This window comes from Bacillus sp. RC240 (genome assembly GCF_044907945.1).
Taxonomy (GTDB): Bacteria; Bacillota; Bacilli; order Bacillales; family Bacillaceae_G; genus Bacillus_A; species Bacillus_A mycoides.
Window position 1 is genome coordinate 661,634 of the sequence record NZ_JBIYCT010000001.1, and the last position, 19,776, is coordinate 681,409.

General features: G+C 34.0%; 18 protein-coding genes and 1 other annotated feature. Of the genes, 11 read left to right on the plus strand and 7 right to left on the minus strand.

The window, feature by feature from the left end; all coding sequences use genetic code 11:
- Positions 1 to 128: 128 nt before the first annotated feature.
- The 5 genes from ABH955_RS03425 (at position 129) to ABH955_RS03445 (ending at position 3,753) form a co-directional block, all read left to right on the plus strand.
- The gene (locus ABH955_RS03425) at positions 129 to 863 is read left to right on the plus strand and encodes a response regulator transcription factor (RefSeq protein ID WP_404453341.1); all 735 of its coding nucleotides are present in this window, start codon (positions 129 to 131) and stop codon (positions 861 to 863) included.
- Entirely contained in the window at positions 863 to 2,179 is a 1,317-nt protein-coding gene (locus tag ABH955_RS03430; RefSeq protein ID WP_404453344.1) for a GHKL domain-containing protein, read from the plus strand. The genes ABH955_RS03425 and ABH955_RS03430 overlap by 1 nt, the downstream gene beginning before the upstream one ends.
- 89 nt (positions 2,180 to 2,268) lie before the next feature.
- Positions 2,269 to 2,952, plus strand: a complete 684-nt coding sequence (locus ABH955_RS03435; RefSeq protein ID WP_404453347.1) for a YhfC family glutamic-type intramembrane protease — start codon at positions 2,269 to 2,271, stop codon at positions 2,950 to 2,952.
- Complete coding sequence (locus ABH955_RS03440; RefSeq protein WP_404447198.1) at positions 2,949 to 3,335, plus strand: DUF3887 domain-containing protein; 387 nt, start codon at positions 2,949 to 2,951, stop codon at positions 3,333 to 3,335. The genes ABH955_RS03435 and ABH955_RS03440 overlap by 4 nt, the downstream gene beginning before the upstream one ends.
- A 106-nt stretch (positions 3,336 to 3,441) precedes the next feature.
- The gene (locus tag ABH955_RS03445; protein ID WP_404447195.1) at positions 3,442 to 3,753 is read left to right on the plus strand and encodes a hypothetical protein; all 312 of its coding nucleotides are present in this window, start codon (positions 3,442 to 3,444) and stop codon (positions 3,751 to 3,753) included.
- Between the two features lie 42 nt (positions 3,754 to 3,795).
- On the opposite strand, the gene ABH955_RS03450 is transcribed toward ABH955_RS03445, so the two are convergent.
- From ABH955_RS03450 to ABH955_RS03460, 3 genes are all read right to left on the minus strand, one after another.
- Positions 3,796 to 4,011 carry a helix-turn-helix domain-containing protein gene (locus tag ABH955_RS03450; protein ID WP_002084833.1) on the minus strand — a complete coding sequence of 72 codons (216 nt, stop codon included), beginning with the start codon at positions 4,009 to 4,011 and terminating at the stop codon, positions 3,796 to 3,798.
- A gap of 10 nt (positions 4,012 to 4,021) precedes the next feature.
- Entirely contained in the window at positions 4,022 to 4,504 is a 483-nt protein-coding gene (locus ABH955_RS03455; RefSeq protein ID WP_002013525.1) for a DUF2975 domain-containing protein, read from the minus strand.
- Between the two features lie 763 nt (positions 4,505 to 5,267).
- Positions 5,268 to 5,858, minus strand: coding sequence for a hypothetical protein (locus ABH955_RS03460; RefSeq protein ID WP_002065987.1), 591 nt, complete (start codon positions 5,856 to 5,858; stop codon positions 5,268 to 5,270).
- Positions 5,859 to 6,334: 476 nt separating this feature from the next.
- Here ABH955_RS03460 and ABH955_RS03465 point away from each other — a divergent pair, with 476 nt between their 5' ends.
- Positions 6,335 to 6,490, plus strand: coding sequence for a hypothetical protein (locus tag ABH955_RS03465; RefSeq protein ID WP_404447189.1), 156 nt, complete (start codon positions 6,335 to 6,337; stop codon positions 6,488 to 6,490).
- Between the two features lie 241 nt (positions 6,491 to 6,731).
- On the plus strand, positions 6,732 to 7,763 hold the full coding sequence (desA, locus tag ABH955_RS03470) for a Delta(5) desaturase DesA (protein WP_404447186.1): 1,032 nt from the start codon (positions 6,732 to 6,734) through the stop codon (positions 7,761 to 7,763).
- A 542-nt stretch (positions 7,764 to 8,305) separates the two neighbouring features.
- On the opposite strand, the gene proC is transcribed toward desA, so the two are convergent.
- Positions 8,306 to 9,124: a pyrroline-5-carboxylate reductase gene (gene proC / locus ABH955_RS03475; RefSeq protein WP_404490877.1), complete on the minus strand. Its 819-nt coding sequence runs from the start codon at positions 9,122 to 9,124 to the stop codon at positions 8,306 to 8,308.
- A gap of 339 nt (positions 9,125 to 9,463) precedes the next feature.
- Positions 9,464 to 9,674, plus strand: a binding site (T-box leader).
- Between the two features lie 144 nt (positions 9,675 to 9,818).
- On the opposite strand from proC, the gene proB reads away from it, so the two are divergent.
- Together proB and ABH955_RS03485 are read left to right on the plus strand one after the other, a co-directional pair.
- Positions 9,819 to 10,922: a glutamate 5-kinase gene (gene proB / locus ABH955_RS03480; RefSeq protein ID WP_404490878.1), complete on the plus strand. Its 1,104-nt coding sequence runs from the start codon at positions 9,819 to 9,821 to the stop codon at positions 10,920 to 10,922.
- A 123-nt stretch (positions 10,923 to 11,045) separates the two neighbouring features.
- Positions 11,046 to 12,293 carry a glutamate-5-semialdehyde dehydrogenase gene (locus ABH955_RS03485; RefSeq protein WP_404453354.1) on the plus strand — a complete coding sequence of 416 codons (1,248 nt, stop codon included), beginning with the start codon at positions 11,046 to 11,048 and terminating at the stop codon, positions 12,291 to 12,293.
- A gap of 77 nt (positions 12,294 to 12,370) precedes the next feature.
- Here ABH955_RS03485 and ABH955_RS03490 read toward each other — a convergent pair whose 3' ends face one another.
- Complete coding sequence (locus tag ABH955_RS03490; RefSeq protein WP_002084844.1) at positions 12,371 to 13,564, minus strand: NupC/NupG family nucleoside CNT transporter; 1,194 nt, start codon at positions 13,562 to 13,564, stop codon at positions 12,371 to 12,373.
- Between the two features lie 246 nt (positions 13,565 to 13,810).
- Positions 13,811 to 15,046 carry a helix-turn-helix domain-containing protein gene (locus tag ABH955_RS03495; protein WP_404490879.1) on the minus strand — a complete coding sequence of 412 codons (1,236 nt, stop codon included), beginning with the start codon at positions 15,044 to 15,046 and terminating at the stop codon, positions 13,811 to 13,813.
- A gap of 226 nt (positions 15,047 to 15,272) precedes the next feature.
- Here ABH955_RS03495 and ABH955_RS03500 point away from each other — a divergent pair, with 226 nt between their 5' ends.
- Positions 15,273 to 17,561 carry a glycoside hydrolase family 3 C-terminal domain-containing protein gene (locus ABH955_RS03500; protein ID WP_404490880.1) on the plus strand — a complete coding sequence of 763 codons (2,289 nt, stop codon included), beginning with the start codon at positions 15,273 to 15,275 and terminating at the stop codon, positions 17,559 to 17,561.
- Positions 17,562 to 17,854: 293 nt separating this feature from the next.
- Here the strand turns inward: ABH955_RS03500 and ABH955_RS03505 are convergent, their stop codons facing one another.
- Positions 17,855 to 18,346, minus strand: a complete 492-nt coding sequence (locus tag ABH955_RS03505) for a DinB family protein (RefSeq protein ID WP_404490881.1) — start codon at positions 18,344 to 18,346, stop codon at positions 17,855 to 17,857.
- 354 nt (positions 18,347 to 18,700) lie between these two features.
- Here ABH955_RS03505 and ABH955_RS03510 point away from each other — a divergent pair, with 354 nt between their 5' ends.
- Complete coding sequence (locus ABH955_RS03510) at positions 18,701 to 19,744, plus strand: ArsR/SmtB family transcription factor (protein WP_404490882.1); 1,044 nt, start codon at positions 18,701 to 18,703, stop codon at positions 19,742 to 19,744.
- The last annotated feature ends 32 nt before the right edge of the window (positions 19,745 to 19,776 follow it).

The window sequence follows — 19,776 nt, forward strand, 5'->3', positions numbered from 1 at the left end:
TATGCTTTATAAAAACTATAGAAAATTAATACTTTCTAGTACTTAGGAGGAGATTGGTATAACGATTTGAATTATATAGTTATAGATAAATCTATAGATGAAAAGATTTCAATAAAGCGAGTGATCACATGAGTATTTTCATTTTAGAAGATGATGTCATACAAGCACAGCAAATGAAGCGGCTAGTTGAAGAGATTTGTGAGGAGTATATGTTGCCTTTTGATTTTATAGAGGTAACTAGTAAAAGTGAAAACATCATTACTAACATTCCTAAGGCGAAGTATATCCCAATCTATTTTTTAGATATAGAGATAAAAAGAGAAGAACGTAAAGGGTTACAAGTGGCACAAGAGATACGAAAGTATGATACGCAAGGAATTATTGTGTTTGTAACGACGCATTCTGAATTTGCGCCTATTTCATATCAATACATGGTATCAGCTTTAACTTTTATTGATAAAGGGTTGCCATACGAGGAGAGGTGTAACGTTTTTGAACAATGTTTACTCCAATATGAAGCGCGTAATAAGCATATTATTCCATCTGATGATTTTATCGTTGAAAATAGTAATGCGACTGTGCGGGTTCCGTTTCATGAAGTTGAATATGTTATGACTGATGAACCGCACCGTTTAGCATTAGTGACGTTAGATCGTATCGTTTATTTTTATGGAACATTAAAGGAGATAGAAATAATAGATGAACGTTTATTTCGTTGTCATCAATCATATATCGTGAATACGAAGCAAATGTCTTATTACGATGCGAAGCAAAAAATGATAGTTTTAAAAAGCGGGAAACGTATTCCAGTATCACGTCGTTTATTGAGTAAAGTACGTAACATATTAAAGGGTGAGATGTAATGTATATTTATGATTTATTTGCAATACTGCTTACTAGTATGAGCCATACGTTTTTATACATTCAATTAATTCGGTACAATAGATTGTCAGTTAGAATGTTAATAACTTTAAGTGCGGTATTCATTATTTTACTCGCGATTGTTGTAACAGTAACGAGATATCCAGAGTTGAATAGTACCATTGTGTTATTTCTAATAAGTTTAGGATTAATGCAAAATGAATTGAAATTTAAGCATAATTTATATTTTGCACTAGTGAGTATGGTGATTATAACGTTAGTGAAAATGTTGCTTTTCGATTTAGGAATGAAAATCTTTATGTTAACGCCATTCAATTTATATTTATGGACAGGTAGCATTATTCACCTTATCGTATCAACCCTTACTTTTATAGGTATTGTATTAGCTCGTAAACGAATTCAAAGCATTGCTCAGTACATAGTAGGAAGTCCACTATATTATATTACTTATATTTTGTTAATTGTCGGGTTTATTATTGAACTAATTTTGACTAGACCATCCACTGATTTTTTAGCAAAGTTAAATCAACAATATGGTGAATTAAGTTACATATCAGCAATTGTATTGTTTTTTATATTACTACTTATTGTATTACTAAGTTCACATTTGGCGAAAGAGGAGTTAGTGGAGGAGCATGAAAAACGTTTAGATAAAGAGTTATTAGATTATGTGGAGAAATTAGAGGATATGCATGATGAGCTTGCTAGTTTCCGTCACGATTATATGAATGTATTACTATCGTTAGAAGAGGGAATACGTACGAAAAATGTGAAAGAAATTGAGCAAGTGTACTATGACGTTATAGCTCCTACGTTAAAAACAATAAATGATCATGAACTTGATCTTGCGAAATTATCTCGTATACATATACCTGAAGTGAGAAGTGTATTGAGAGCGAAAGTTGGTACTGCCCAGCAACAACAAATAAAAGTAATGCTTGATATACCGGAGAAAATTGAAATTGTTTCGATGACGATCATTTCATTTATTCGCATCATTTCAGTTTTAGTAGACAATGCAATTGAAGAGGCAGTACATAGTGAGGAAAAGATATTGCAAATCGCATTCTTTGAAATGGATTCACGACAATATTTTATTGTACGTAATAGTTCAAAGGATGAAGTGATTGATTTGCAAAAAATTTATGAGAAAAACCATTCAAGTAAAGAAGGGGCTAGAGGATACGGGTTATTCTCATTAAAACGTATTATGAATAAAACAAATAATGCGACGTTAGAAACAACGTATGTAAGTCCTTATTTTACTCAAACATTCATATTAAAAGAGATGAAATGACCATCTATGATGAAAATGAAACCGAATAGGAAAGAACTACATACTTTCTTCACTCGTTTTTATACACTTCAAGTAAGAGGTGAAACGAGATGAATGGTCTTATTTTTACAGCGTGTATAAGTATAGGATTACCGCTTGTTGCACTTTTATATGCTTTTTGGAAGAAACGTTATATCCCGTATATGCTAGGCGTATTGGCATTTGTTGTATCACAAGTTTTAATCCGTATACCAATACTGAATTATTTAAATGGAAATAGCACAGCTTTTTCAATGTTTAGTGTCATGCAGCCTATATTATTTGTGATTATGCTTAGTTTGTCAGCTGGTATTTTTGAAGAGATAGCTCGTTTTATTGCAATGCGTTATTTTATGAAACCACGAGATTGGCAGTCTGGATTTTTATTCGGAGTAGGGCACGGTGGTATTGAAGCTGTATTGATAGTCGGTATTCCAGTAGTATCTCTATTATTATCGCAAACAGTTAGCGGAAATACGGATAGTTATTTTGTCGGTGGAGTGGAACGTATCTTTGCGATGTTAATCCATGTCGGTCTGTCATTCATTGTATTGCAAGCTGTTGTCCAAAAGAAATTTCGTTATGTTGTATATGCAATTTTCATCCATGGGACTGTAAATGCACTAACAGGCATCATCCCACTATACGTACCAGCAGATAGGGCTATATTAACTGTAGAAGTTACAATAGCAATTTGTGCTTTACTTCTATTTAGTTATAGTTTCATCTTAAAAAGAAAGGGTGTATTAAAATGAAAAGAATGTTACTCATTATTATAAGTGCTATTGCGGCGTTCGCACTTGCAGCATGTACCGGTAATAAAGTAGATGAAAGTACGTCAAAAAAATTTATTCCGAAGGCGGAAGAAATTGTAACGTTACTAAATGAAGCTAAGTATAAAGAGGTGCATGACAAATTTGATAGTAAAATGAAAGCTGGATTACCAGAAGAAAAAATGAAAGATCTTACACCTGTAATTGAAAAAGCTGGTACATTCGAAAAGATTGAAAAAAAGTCGATTGAAGAAAAAGATGGTTTATATACAGTTGTTCTCGTAGCAAAATATAGTAAAGAACAACGTACCTTTATCATAACTTATAACGCTAAAGAAGAAATAGCTGGTTTATATATTAAATAAAAACAGATACAGTGGAAGTTTCCACTGTATCTGTTTTTTTGTTTTAACCAAATTATGGTTATTCGTGCTAATATGAACACATAGCTATATAAAAGGGGTGGGTATTATGAGAACCGAAATAGTTCCCAAAAAGAAGTACAGTATAATAAGCTATATATCTTTACTCATCGGAATTATGTGTTTTTTATTCGTTTTTATAACTCCGACGAGAATAGCGAATGCGGGAAATATAGTTGGAGATTATGTAACGATTGCTCTTACAGGTGTAGGTATTATACTTTCAATAATTACAATGACGAAACAAACAGAGAAGAAGGCAATTGCAATTATCTCATTAATACTTTCCTCATCGTTTTTTATTTTTTGGATTATCGCGATTATCTTATTGTTTACTGGGCAAATAAGTTTTGCGCCGTAATGAGCGATAAAAAGAGTCCTTCATTACGAGAAGGACTCTTTTTTATTCGCTATCTTCAGGTTGATATTCTAAAATATCCCCAGGCTGGCATTCTAATGCTTTACAAATAGCATCTAAAGTTGTAATTCTAATTGCTTTTGCTTTTCCATTTTTTAATATAGAAAGGTTAGCCATTGTAATTCCAACCTTCTCCGAAAGCTCTGTTACACTCATTTTTCTTTTAGCTAACATTACATCAATATTAATTATTATTGCCATGTTATTCACCTCAGACCGTTAAATCATTTTCTGATTTTATATCTATCGCATCTTTTAAAAGTCTTTGGAGAACGGCAGCAAAGACTGCGATAACCATTGAAGCAAAGATTAGGAGCATGCCAAGTATAATAATACCTGGTGCGTCATCTCTCTCTGCTACAAGATAGAAGAGTGGCATACCTACCACATATAAAATACTGATTGTTACTGCGCAGTTTTTTATCTTTTTTAAAGCCCTAACAGATAATTTCGAGAAAGCGTTACCCTTGTCAATGAAGCTTACAAGCTTAAAGGCTTGATATAGAGCAAAATAAAAAGGTAGCACCGTTGCATATAGATTGATTAAAACAAGATATTTTATAAATGCAATATCTGGGAACAATTCTGCTGCATATTTCCCTATGTTAGGAACTAAAAATATACATAAAGCAAGAACAGGGATTCCAATCAGAATAATAGCTGTCTTTAAAAAGAGTGTTGATCCTTGTTTCATATAAAGCACCTCATTTATTAATTATCTATTTAATCTAACATGAAATTTATCGTTTAACAATAAATTTTTATTTATTATAATCTTGTTTTTATTGTTAAACCAATTTTGTATTTTAATGAAGATAATCATTCCTTCTTTCTGTAAATGATGTTATGTTAAAAGTAACGATTAAGTCGTTCTTATCCCGCTATTTGTGGGAGTCGGGCTGCCCGTAAAAGCCCGATTGGTGAAGGCTAATAATCAGTGGGGATGGAAAAAAAAACCTCTGATTAAAGTTTCACTTTATAGATAATAATTAATATGATTATACCTTTAGAATTTCTTCAACTACTACAAATAAATCAATAGTAAAAAGCCGATTATCCTTTAGATTACAAGAAATCGGCTTTTTATATAAAAGATCGCTTAGCGTACGAAAATCGCTTTTTGTTGGCAGTGCCCTGTCACAATCAAGCTGAGAAAAACAAATAATCCAAAACGAGAAAATTCTTAAGTTGATGGATGTGTGATGCTACTCATATGTTAAGGTTCGAGTCATTTGAAACAGCACCCTCTATATTGAGTGGTGTTAAAGCGACGTATATGATAAAAAAGATGTATCGCTTGTAAAAAAATTGCATCACCTTGAATGAGCTAATACGACAAGAATCCGTTTCGGGCCTAATTAGGGAATGCAGTACAGATCAGTATATAGTATACAAGCATTCCCTTTCTATAAATACGGTATGTTTTTAATATAATTAAAAGAAAATTTTTGTGTTCTTTAATATGATGTCACATAATACCAGTTTTTTTCTATTTTTGTGATTTCTTTATATTCATTATTAAAGTCGTATTTGTTTGGTCTAGTATCATTTGGTGTATAAATAAATCCTGAAAAATTATCTAATATACCACGATAAGTAAAAAAGAAAACAGAAATACCATTTTTATTTTGTTGAATAATTACATCCCCACCGTTTTTGGAAGTGGATGCAAACTGTTTAGGTAAATGAATTTGTCTACTATCATAATGAACATTAGGAGTTAACTCTTTATGTTCTATAAGTGCTATAACTTTTTCACGGTCTTCTTTATAGATAATAAAATCTAAATTTATATAAATCTCATTAAATGGTATACATATCCAAGTAATTATTATGATTAATTGAATAATTAATGGTTTCCAATTTTTGTATTTGATAAGATGTATGATTGTGAAAATTAATATTAAGAAAAACAATCCATGAACTATTATTGAAAGAAATGGCATAACAAATGGGGTAAGGAATTCAACTAAATACCATTTGAAAAAATGATAAAGTATGAGAGCGAGACCGCTTATTAATGTAATTTTGGTTAAATTCTTATTCAAATTTTGAATCTCCTTTCTATACTAAAAACTATGTGATTTTAGTATGAATATAAAATATATTCTTTCATAAATTTCCCTTGTTTTCATTTTATTAACTTTGTGTGATTAATATTTTGAATATATCATAGATTTGAAATTAAATAAACGGACGTTGAATTTTTATATTTTATATAGAATAACAGTTAAATAAAAGTGAGGGAAGTTTTCAAAATAGACTAGTTTTTTATTTTAAATGTAATTTGATTTGTTTCATGAAATAGATCCGGTTCCGGTAAAATCAGTTGTAACAAGTGAACATTACGTTCATTGTGTATGTTATTCGTTTTTTATCGTTCTAGAAAACTGGTTATTGTTAGTTTCCTGACAGTGGGGAATTAATAATAAAAAAGAATAAATATAAGCTTGCGTAAATGTTATGGAAAATCAAATCCTTGTTTACATTGAGGATGTCGAAAACAGCTTATGGAGGAGCAACAATGATGAATCTTCGTAAAAAGATAATGAGGCTAGCATTAGTGGGAACGATTGTACTAGGTACAGGAAGCATAATGAACGATAACGAGGTAAAAGCTGAGACGAAAAAAGCAGGACAGCTCACTTCTTATTGTGGAAACAGGGCAGTACAGAAGTGAAAAAAACTCTGTGTTTCTTTTTAATTAATATATTTATTTGGAAAAACTTCGAAATTTCCGGCACAAATGCTCCTTCTATCCTATAATAGAAGCTATTCTGGACGTAAGTAATTTGTAAGGAATGAGTAAGAAAAAAGAGATTTTCATAGTATAAAATATTTATTATACCTACGTATAACACCTACTACTAATAATGTGTTATAATACGAATTAGCAACATAAAGGAAAGGAATTAGAAAAAATGACATTACAAAATACTAAAAATTTAAAAAAACAAGTTGCTCCTTTTGAAAAATCAACGGCAAAAAAAAGTGTTTGGCAAATCATCAATACGGTAGTGCCATTTATTATCTTATGGTACCTTGCTTATAAAAGTTTGTCCGTTTCTTATTGGCTAGCATTAGTTCCATCTCTGTTAGCCGCTGGATTTATGACACGGGTTTTCATTATTTTTCATGATTGTACCCATCATTCTTTTTTTAAAAGTCGCCGTGTAAATAGAATAGTAGGGACATGTATGGGTGTTTTAACTTTATTCCCGTTTGATCAATGGGGGCATGAGCATTCCGTTCATCACGCTACAAGTGGTAATTTGGATAAGCGAGGTACAGGAGATATTTGGACGCTTACAGTGAATGAATATTTGGCAGCGCCATTTAGACTCCGTTTAGCATATCGTTTATATCGCAACCCATTCGTTATGTTTGTGTTAGGTCCGATTTATGTTTTCTTACTTAAAAATAGATTTAACAGAAAAGGTGCTAGAAAGAAGGAACGCATGAACACCTATTTGACGAATGTTTTAATTGTTGCTTTAGTAGGGTTACTTTGCTGGGCAATCGGATGGCAATCGTTTCTTTTAGTACATGGTTCCATATTCTTAATAGCAGGTTCAATAGGTATTTGGCTGTTTTACGTACAGCACACATTCGAGGATTCTTATTTTGAAGAAGATAAAGATTGGGAATATGTGAAAGCGGCAGTGGAAGGAAGTTCGTTTTATAAACTTCCCAAAATCCTGCAATTTCTAACTGGTAATATTGGATTTCATCATGTTCACCATTTAAGTCCAAGAGTACCTAACTATAAACTAGAAGAGGCACACAATAATACGCTTCCTTTAAAGAATGTACCAACGATTACTCTTGCTACAAGCTTGCGGTCAATCCGTTTCCGTCTTTGGGATGAGCAAAACAACAATTTTGTTAGCTTTAAAGACGTTAAAAAATTAGTGAAAAACAATGTTTCTATTCCAGTAAAATCAGAACTATAACTTCATCAAATATGACTGACTCCCCTTAATCATTTTCGATTTAAGGGGAGTTTTTGTTTAAATGGTAAATGCCGGATAAACAGCAAACTTAAATGATTTAAATTGTAATGGAGGTGGATTAGGAAATAGTAGGTATTAATATTAGAGGACGATAAAAATATTATGTTAACAATTTAGGGCGATTGATATTACTTTTTTCAATAGATATTATGCTTAGTCTCTGAGTATATTTCATCTGGTATGTATCATGTCTTTTACAAGAAACGTATGATTTAAAACTTAATACAATCTGCAGAAAATACATATAAAAATGATGTTACCTTAATGATAAAAGGGTATTACGCTATAAAATAAATGATAATAAGAACAGTGAAATTATTTTAAGATAACAAAATAGAAAACGGACAAACTCAATTATCCTTGAATTTGTCCGTTCAGTTAAAGGTGAAAAAGGAGGAGTATGTAAATGTAATGTACATATAGTCTAAAACTGTTTAAAGATATGTGAATGTATTTAAAGTGGGTTTCTTTACACTTATTTATTACTTTTTAGTTTGCCTAGATAGTTCAACAGACTTTTGCGTACAACGCTGCATAGCTGAAATGATTGCTGTTCGTAAGCCTTTTTCCTCTAATGTTGCTACAGCTTCTATCGTTGTTCCGCCAGGAGAACAAACCATATCTTTCAATGCACCTGGATGTATTCCTGTTTCTAGTACCATTTTTGCAGAGCCTAATACAGCTTGAGCTGCGAATTTATATGCTTGATTTCTTGGCATACCATCTAGTACGGCAGCATCTGCCATCGCTTCTATAATCATATATACGTATGCTGGCGAAGAACCACTTACAGATGTTACAACGTCCATTAATTTTTCGCTTACAATCTCTGTTTGACCAAAGCTATTGAAAATGTTTAGCACATCTTCTAAATCTTTTTCTGTCACCATTTCATTAGGGCATAACGCAGACATTCCTTCTCCAACAAGAGCAGGGGTGTTAGGCATTACTCTTACAACCTTTAATTTTTTAGCAAAAGCTTCTTCAGTACTTTTAATGCTTTTCCCGGCAGCGATCGTTACGACGATAACATCGTTTTTGATTATTTCTTTTATTTCGTTAATGATTGATGCGTATAGGTCTGGTTTAATTGATAAAATTAAAATATCAGCATTTTTAGCTACTTCATTGTTGTCAGTAGTTGTAGTTAGCCCATATTTTTCACTAGCATTTTTTAAATTCGTAGTGTTTAAATCCGAACAACGAATATTATTTGCAGACACTATCTTTTTGTTTAGCATCCCACCAATCATAGCCATTCCCATATTTCCGCAACCGATGAATCCAATTTGTTTATCCATAATAACTCAATCTTGCTCCTTTTATAATAAATTATATCATTTTGAAATTGTTATCTTAAAATAACAATAACATCTCCATGCAATATAAAGAAACATTCTAAGAGAATATATTCCTTTTTGCAACACCAAAAGTTGAAAATCAATTATATTCGACATTATGTAAATATATACACTTTAATTTTAGGTTTTATGTTGATGAATATGAGGTAAACTTATATCGATTTGTATTTTCATTCAGTAGGGTAATAATTTCATACAAGTAACTTGCCGCTCTATTTATTTTTAAAAATACTTCTTGACACCAAATCAAATTATATCGCATAATATAAAAAATTAAACCGAAAATCGTTGAAGGGAAATAGTACATATGTCTTCTTGCGAAAGAGAGTGGAATTCACCGGCTGAAAGATTCCTCGTATAGAATGTATCGAACCTATCCCTGAGTCTTAAATGAAAGTTTAGGCGTACGCCTGCGTTATAGGCGCCAAGTGGATATCTATGTATATCAATTAAGGTGGTACCGCGGAACAATGACCGTTTCGTCCTTTTTATTTTATTAAGGGCGAAGCGGTCATTTTTATTTTGCCCTTTAGTACTATAGGTGCAGCATTGATGAGGATAGACATAGCTGCAAACTGTATAAATAAAAGTGTAATTTATAAAAACTTTGATTTTAGACTTGGGGGATAAAAAAGTGAGAAAGCAAAGAATTGTTGTAAAGATTGGGAGCAGTTCCTTGGCAGCAAGTCATGGAGGCATCTGTAAAGAACAACTTTCAGATCACGTTGCTGCATTGGCACGATTGAAAGAGGAAGGGCATGAAGTTTTGTTGATTACATCTGGGGCAGTCGCTGCAGGTTTTTCTGCTCTAGGGTATCCTAGCAGACCTGTGACAATTAAAGGGAAACAGGCTGCTGCCGCTGTCGGGCAAAGTTTATTAATGCAGGCATACACGGAGGAATTCCGTAAATATGGTATCGTTACTGCACAACTTTTACTAACGAGAAGTGATTTTTCTAGAAAAGAACAATACAGTAACGCTTACGCTACTTTAGGAGAGCTACTAAATCGTTCCGCTCTTCCTATAATCAACGAAAATGATTCCATTTCTTTAGAAGAGCTGACGTTCGGTGATAATGATATGCTGTCAGCTTTAGTAAGCGGACTTGTTTCGGCGGATATGCTCATGATTTTTACAGATGTGAACGGTTTATATGACCAAAATCCTCAGAAAAATGCGGATGCGAAAAAATATCATTTCCTTCCTGAGGTAACGGAAGAAATTGCTTCTCTTGCAGGAGATGCTGGCTCAAAACTTGGGACTGGCGGTATGAAATCAAAAATCGATGCTGCAAAGACGGCACTATCTCTTGGAGTGAGTGTATTTATCGGAACGGGATGTGGACAGGAGAAGTTTTTAGATGTTATGAAGGGCAAAGGTGATGGAACATATATCGGGAATGCTCCTCAAAAAGTGATTAAGATAAACAAGCAATGGATCGCACTACATTCGCTTGTTAGCGGACAAATTGAAGTAGATGCGGGGGCAGCCACTGCCATCATTCAACATGGAAAGAGTCTTCTTCCTGCTGGTGTTACAAATGTGTCAGGATTTTTCCAAGTGGGTGAAGTCGTGGAAGTAATCACGCAACAAGGGCGCGTAATAGGAAAAGGACAATGCACATATAGCGCAGAGGAACTAAAGGATCTAAAAGGTATGCAAAGCCAAGATATTCAAGCAAGAGGGGAAAGGCCTAGTTATGAAGTTATCCATAGGGATCATTGGGTTTCATTTTAAGAATAGTGAGGGCAGAGTCCACTGCTCAAATTCTTTAATTCCATAGGCGGGAAACACTTAGTTGGTCGAGATAAACGGGTCTTTAATTTTTACTTATTAACTTTTTAAAAGGAGGAAATAAAAATGAATGAAGTGTTGGCAAAGGGGAAAAAGGCGAAAGAAATTGCTAGAGAACTTGTACTTAAATCTACAAATCAAAAAAACGAAGCACTTGCTGCGATTGCTGATCAGATGATAGTAGAAACAGCTTATATTTTAGAGGAAAACAAACGGGATATTGAAGAAGGGAAGACAAAAGGATTTTCTGATTCTCTTCTTGATCGCCTTATGCTGAATGAACAGCGTATCATTGATATGACTGAAGGTATTAAGCAACTAATTGATTTACGTGATCCTGTTGGAGAATGTGTTAGTGCATGGGAACGACCAAATGGATTATCTATTCAGGAGATGCGCGTACCACTTGGTGTTGTCGGAATGATTTACGAGGCAAGGCCGAATGTGACAGTGGATGCTGCTACAATTTGCTTGAAAACAGGAAACGCAGTAATACTACGTGGTAGTTCTTCTGCTATTCATTCTAACAAAGCCATCGTTAGCGTTATTCACCGAGCGCTTAAACAAACAAGCTTGCCTCCAGAAAGCGTACAGCTCATAGAAGATACAACGCGCGATAGTGCAAAGCAGTTGTTTACATTGAATGAGTACTTGGATGTTCTTATCCCAAGAGGCGGCAAGCAGTTAATAGATACTGTAGTGAGAGAAGCATCTGTTCCAGTACTTGAAACAGGTGCGGGAAATTGTCATATTTTCATTGATGAAACAGCGGATAAACAAATGGCATTTAATATTATTATAAACGCAAAAACGCAGCGTCCATCTGTATGTAATGCAATTGAAACGATTATACTTCATGAGAATTGGGCGCAACAATTTGGTAGCGAGCTATTTTCTTCCTTGAAGGAAAGAGGCGTGGAGCTACGTGGTGATAATAAAGCATTGGCAATTGATTCTTCTATTGCATTAGCTTCAGAAGAAGACTGGGAAACAGAGTTTTTATCTCTCACACTGGCAGTTAAAGTGGTTTCCACTACGGAAGAAGCGATTCATCATATAAATACGTATGGATCCATGCATTCCGAAGCGATTATTACAGAGAACGAGGAAAACGTCAGTAAGTTTTTCACATCTGTTGATGCGGCTGCACTGTATCATAATGCATCAACTCGTTTTACTGATGGATCTGAATTCGGATTCGGCGCAGAAATTGGCATCAGTACACAAAAGCTACATGTAAGGGGACCAATGGGGCTACCTGCATTGACTTCCACAAAATATGTGATTCGTGGAAATGGACAGATTCGGAGATAAGAATTATAAAAGAACAAGTAATAAGATGAAGACACCCAATTCAGTTTAAGTGTCTTCATCTTATTACAATTATTCATTTACCATACAAAAAGCCCCACAAGCATAGCGCTTAATAAGGAAACAGCCATTCCGCTAACAAGAAGCTTCCAAACATTTTTACCGATTATTGATGATTTTTCCCCGCCAAATAATGAATTATAAGTTCCATAAATCATACCTACTGTACTAAAGTTTGCAAAAGAAGCTAGAAATGTAGTTGCAACTGCAATTGTATGTGGTTGTAAAGACTTTAGGTTTGATTTTAAATCCATCATTGCAACAAATTCATTCGTTGTTATTTTTATCCCCATTAATTCAGCTACATACATAGCATCTTTTCCTGATAAACCAAGTAAAAAAGCGAAGGGACTAAAGATAATCGAGAAGATTTTTTGAATTGTTAAACCTGTTACAAAAAAGCTTAAAATACCATTTAAACATGCTGTTAATGCTACATATCCAATTACCATCGCTAAAATAACAATAACCATATTCATCCCAACTAACATACTGTTTGAAATAGTAGAAAAGAAATCTTTTTTTTCATTTTTTGAAGGTGAATAAATAACATCCTCTTCTTTAGTAACTTCTACAGGATTTAAAACATTAGCCAAGATTAATGCGTTAATACAGTTTAAAGGAATAGCGCTGAAAATATATGTTGCTGGAACCATTGATAGATAAGCACCAAGAATGGATCCGCTGACGCTACTCATACTCATAATTCCAAAAGTCAACAAACGATTTTCTTTTAACACAGATAATTGATCACGAACAACTGCAAGTGCTTCCGTATTTCCTAAAAACATCATTTGAATGGAAAAGAAGCTTTCTAACTTTGGTAAACGAGAAATCTTTGAAATGATTGCACCAACTTTATCAATAATCCAAGTTAAGATTCCAAAATACGAAAGAATATCAAAGAAAGTGATAACAAAAATGATAGGAAGTAAGGCGCTAAAGAAGAAATCAACTGTTTGATTTTCCATAGCTGAAGGAAATACAAATCGAATTCCTTCATTCGCACATGATAGTAGCCAACTGAAAAATGACGCAATTTTATTAATGATAATACTGCCCAATTTCGTGCCTAACATAAACCACGTAATAAAAAGCTCCAATATTATTAGAATAACAATTGGTCTCCATTTTATTTTTCTTTTATTAGGCGAACATAGGAAAACGATTAATATTACAACGAAAATCCCTAACATATTTAATATGAAATGCATGTCAACAACTCCTTGAGGCTTATTATTTGTATATAAAAAAGCCTCTATTCTTCCAAATTTGGATTATGATCAGAAGTTATGAAGAATGTAAATTATGTTTGGGAGTAATCTATTTCAATTTATGTATTAAAAATTAATGTTTTTTCGCTTTATAAAGGATATGTATTAATAATGTAAAGCAACAAAATAAATCTATTGGTAGAACGAAGGACAATAATTATTGGAAGTATGATAAAATTTTCTAAACTAATAACTGTGTCCATTTTTAAATTGTTTAGGTGAAATACCAGTATGTTTTTTAAAGACCTTTGTAAAATGACTTTGGTCATGGAAATTTAATAGTGTGGAGATTTCTGATATAGAATGTTTTGTATAGGTCATTAAGCTTTTTGACTCATCTATCTTAGCACGCTGAATATATTCGTCTAATGAAATTCCAACTTCTTTCTTGAAAAGGGAAGATAGATAACTAGGATTTAATACGACTATTTCTGCTAGATGGGATAGTGTAATATCTTCGTAAAGATGAGTAAATATATAATTTTGGCATATGTTTATAGGCTTTGAATGTTTTTGCATTTTCCCGTTTTTAACTCGTTCTGAGAACTCAAGTAAAGCATTCTCTAAAAATGGGGAAATGGCTTCACTTTTTTTTATCTCTTCGAGTTTTTGAATTAATAAATCACTGAGGGTATATGCAATTTCAGGGAATAGTCCACCATCTATAGCCGACCTTGTCGCGAGTGTAATTGCTGCGATGGCAGAATTTTTCTGGCTTCGCAGGTGACTTGTTTTTGACAACACCCCAAAATCTCCTGATTCAGGTAATTTTCTTAGATTTTTAATTAAATCATCCTTTTTTCCTTCCTTAATACACTCAAATATTTTCCTTTCAACTAGTGGATCGATATGAGTTAATGTACTTTGACGTTGCTCCGATATATGTATAGCGGGCTGTTCAATCTCAAAATCATCCTTTTTTAACAGTATATTTTTTTGCAAAATATCAGCAATGTCTAATTTTTGTTGATACAGCATGTAATAAAGAACCATGCTTATATTTAAAAATTGCAAATTGCTTAAAACAGGGAGAGATTGATAATAGCGAATCATTTCCTCTTTGTTTATTTTTAGTTGAAGATCATTAACGATTCCTTTAATTGAGGTTTCTAATAACCTGGAATAAAGGACTGGTCCAACGATGATATTCCCGCAAAGTTGATCGTTTAAACGTAAGTTAATTGAGAAAAAATTTTCAAGAAAGGCAGTCTCTTCAAGTACCGGAAAAGTATAGGGTGGATTTCCCTTAAATAGTTGATTAAATAACGCCTCTTTTGAAGAATACAAAGGGTTATGTTGAAAATTGTGCGAGATTTCAAATGCCAAATCCCCTTTGTTATCAATGAAAAAGATAGGTGTTTTATGTATGTCAAAGACTAGCTTACAAATATAATATAAATCTTCAAGTTTGGAGCAATTCATTATTTTAACCTCTATTCTTTAAGCATTAGCCTATATATGTACAAGTTAAAATCCTCTCCTAAGCAAAGGTTTTAAAATAAGAACGAAAGAGAGTACGGTTTAACCATAAATATAATCAGCTAAAATTTTTACCGGTATTCTAAAAAATATACCATAACATCTAAAAAATAATAACTATAATGACATTAAGAAAGCGTTTACTTAATTATTTTTTAGGAGGGCTATCATGAAAAGGGATATTAAGAAAATCATTTCACAAATGACATTAGAAGAAAAGGCAAGTCTATGTTCTGGATTAGACTTTTGGAATACAAAAGGGATTGAGCGATTAGGAATTCCTTCAATTATGGTAACTGATGGACCACACGGACTTAGAAAACAGGCAGAGGGAGCAGATCACTTAGGGATTTATAACAGTATTCCAGCGACTTGTTTCCCTTCAGCAGTAGGGTTAGCAAGTACATGGAATAAAGAATTAATAAAACAAGTAGGAGTTGTATTAGGAGAAGAATGTCAGGCTGAAAATGTAGGAGTTCTCCTTGGACCAGGTGCAAATATAAAACGTTCGCCGCTATGCGGAAGAAACTTTGAATATTTTTCAGAGGACCCGTATTTATCATCACAAATGGCTGCAAACCATGTTAAAGGCGTACAAAGTCAAGGGGTTGGAACGTCATTAAAACATTTCGCTGCTAATAATCAGGAGCATCGCAGAATGTCTGTAGATGCAATTGTTGATGAAAGAACATTGCGTGAAATCTATCTTGCTAGCTTTGAAGATGTTATTAAGGAAGCACAGCCTTGGACAGTAATGAGCGCTTACAACAAAGTGAATGGTGAATACGCTTCGGAAAATAACTATTTATTAAATGATATTTTAAAAGATGAATGGGGATTTGAAGGTTTTGTCGTTTCTGATTGGGGTGCAGTAAATGAGCGTGTTGCAAGTATAGCGAACGGCTTAGAGTTAGAAATGCCTTCAAGCTTTGGAATTGGTGAGAAGAAGATTGTTGATGCAGTTAACTGTGGTGAGCTGGCTGTAGAAAAGCTTGATCAAGCAGCAGAGCGATTACTTTACATTATTTTTAAAGCGTATGATAACCAATTAGAAAACGCTGTGTATAGTAAGGACGCACATCATCAGCTTGCAAGAGAAGTTGCAAGTGAAAGTATGGTTATGTTACAAAATGAAGCTTCCATTCTTCCGCTGAAAAAAGAGGGAACGGTAGCAGTAATTGGAGGGTTTGCAAAGCAACCACGTTTTCAAGGTGGCGGAAGCTCTCATATTAATTCAACAAATCTTGAAAGTATTCTCGAAGAAATTGAAACGGTATCAGGTGAAAAAACGAACATATTATTTGCCCAAGGCTATGACATTGCAAGTGATGATGTAAATGAAAGCATGGTTAATGAAGCAAAAAAAATAGCAGAGCGAGCAGATACAGCGGTCCTTTTCGTTGGACTTCCAGATCGTTATGAATCTGAAGGCTTTGATCGAAAGCATTTACAGATGCCAGAAAATCATGTGCAATTAATTGAGGCTATCGCTGAAGTTCAAAGTAATATCGTTGTAGTTTTAAGTAACGGTGCTCCAATTGAAATGCCATGGATAGGTAAAGTAAAAGGAATACTTGAAGGCTATTTAGGTGGCCAAGCATTAGGCGGGGCGATTGCCGATATATTATTTGGTGATGCGAATCCAAGCGGGAAATTAGCGGAAACATTCCCGAAAGTGTTAAGCGATAATCCTTCTTACTTAAACTTCCCTGGTGAAGGGGACAAAGTGGAATACAAAGAAGGTGTGTTCGTCGGATACCGTTACTACGATGCGAAAAATATTGAACCGTTGTTCCCATTTGGTTTTGGATTAAGCTATACAAATTTTGAGTATAGTAATCTTTCAATAAATAAGAAAGAGATAACGGATACGGACACTGTTTCTATCAGTGTGAACGTGAAAAATACTGGCAGTATAGCAGGGAAAGAAATTATTCAGCTTTATATAAAAGATGTTGAAAGCAGCATGACTCGTCCTGAAAAAGAGCTAAAAGGATTTGAAAAAGTAGAATTGCAACCGGGAGAAGAAAAAACGGTTAGCTTTACTTTAAATAAAAGAGCATTTGCTTATTATAATGTTGAATTAAAGGACTGGCATGTTGAAACAGGCGAATTTGAGATTTTAGTAGGAAAGTCTTCAAAAGAGATCGTTTTACATGATAGCATGTATGTTCAATCAACGACTATAACTCGAAAACCAGTGCATCGTAATACGTTACTTGGGGACATACTTACGGAACCAATCTTAGCACCACTTGCAAAAGAGCTTATGGAAAAAGCATTAAAAGACAGTCCGTTTGGTAGTATGACTGAAGGGGATAGTGATGCCTCTGAAATGATGGACGCTATGCTGAACTATATGCCATTACGAGCATTAGTGAACTTTAGCGCAGGTGCTTTTACAGAAGAAATGTTGAGTGAAATCATTGGGATATTGAACGATGCGCAGATGAATTAATAAGTGTGAATGAATTTTTTATCCCGTATTAACGGGCGGTAAGACTCCTACCTTAAAACTTGGCGAATGCGAGGAAGTGAGGTGGGAGATAATGGCCCGGAGATGCCCGGTTGGTTTGGGTAATAATCAGTCGGGATGGACAAAATCCCACTGATTAAAGTTTTATTTTATCCATGTAGGACGTTTCTCCAGCACGCAAAAAGGCAAATGAGAGTTAGAATCTCATTTGCTTTTTTTGTACTTATTTTGCTAAATGTAGAATCATATGCTTATCTATCATCTTTAATCATTGCTTATAAATATGAACGATGAGATGGCCATGAACCTTGGAGTTTACGAAGTTGTATAATTTGACCTGTATGATATGCATCGTGCAATAGGATATTCATATATTGTTGCCAAACTGGTAGAGACGGACTTGGTTGATCCAGTTCTGCTTCTTGAAGGGATGTTAATGAAGATCGTAAGGCATCATGTACTTGGAGCGTTCGCTTCACTGTTTGTTGCCAAGCATCATCATCATTAGGTCCACCTTGGACAAACGTGTCATCATTATTTTGTGGAGCAACAAATGTGTCATCTTGATGTAAGCGGGAAAGTAAGCGCTCTTTAAAGGTTAGTAAATGGTTTGCATTTTCCCAAATCGTATTACTGGCCTTTCCTTCTAGTTGCCAACATGCTTGTGCAGCAGTAAGATTCTTTAACGCTTCTGATATCGGTGGATACCATTCTTCTTCGTAAAAAACTTGCTTGACCCCATTTTGTAATATTTCTTTTTTACTCATTCGTATAGCCTCCTTAACTATGAGATAGACCGGCAATAAGTGTTAGAGAAATTAAGTAGAAACGTACCTACTTATCATCTAATTGATATTTGGAAGTCTCTAAAAGAACAATACGGCGCCGTTGTAGTAATTGCAGAAATAAACTTATGCTTTCTAAATCATTTTTCTTACTGCAATAAATTCTCCTTTCTCTTCAATAAACCTGCCTCATAGTTGAACAAGAAAATTAACTGCAGCTTAAATTTAAAAACTTGTAGCAATATAAAATTCAGAAAGTTTTAAAATTCCAAAAAATTAGAAGGTATAATTCGATAAAAATAGAATTAAATACATAGCAAATAAGGAGGGGATAAAATGGAAGTCTTTCACGTGACGAGTAGAAAGAGGGAAACGTACAACGTTGAAATGAAGTATTCGATACTTTTCGAATGCGCACTTGGCATTGCGGCAATTACTCATAAGAGGTTAATCGATACTCTTGAAAAGACTCAAAGTGAATGGGAAGAAATAAGACAATCTTTATCACATGAAATGATAGAGCATTTACAATTTGTTGAGAAGCATAATACGTGGAAAGCGTTGCTTCAGTTATTGTATGAGGGAGATTTTCAGGATCTATCACAGTTTATTGCAAATATCGATTCATTTTCAGAAGAAGATTTAAAGTATATATGTTTACCGTTTTTAGGAGAAGTGTATCAAGCGAAAAGACGTTTAGCCGCAAGCGGAGAAGCATCTGTAATACACGAACTAAAGGAACTGACACATGATCATCAGTTTTTCTCTACGTATATAGAGTTTGTATGTCATGCCGATGTGCGTGAACTAAAAACGCATTTAATTGCCGTTATGACAGGGTGGTATGACAGTGTTGTTAAAAAAGAGGCAGAAGAAATTGTTTCTATACTAGAGCGAGATTATGAAGCGAAAAATGAAATGAATAAAAAGATGCAACCGGAAGAGTTTGTAGAGTGGGCAACAGGTGGCGTTACATATATGCCAGAGCCAAGTGTTCATCACGTACTTCTTATCCCGCAAATTACATACAGACCGTGGAACATAGAAGCTGATATTGAAGATACGAAAGTGTTTCATTATCCAGTCGCAAATGAAAGTATACATCCAGAAGATCCGTATGAGCCGAGTTATTTTTTAGTTCATAAACATAAGGCGCTGGGGGACGAGGCAAGGCTTCGTATTGTAAAACTACTATTTGAACAAGAGCGTACGCTGCAAGAAATAACGGAAAGATTACAACTAGGAAAATCGACAGTACATCATCATTTGAAATTGTTACGTTCAGCAAAGTTAGTTGATATTCAAGACGGGAAATATGTATTGAGAAAGAAAGCAGTGCAGTCTTTAGCGAAAGAATTAGATGCATTTTTGAATAGATAATATATAACGAGAATGTACATAAAGGGAGGAAT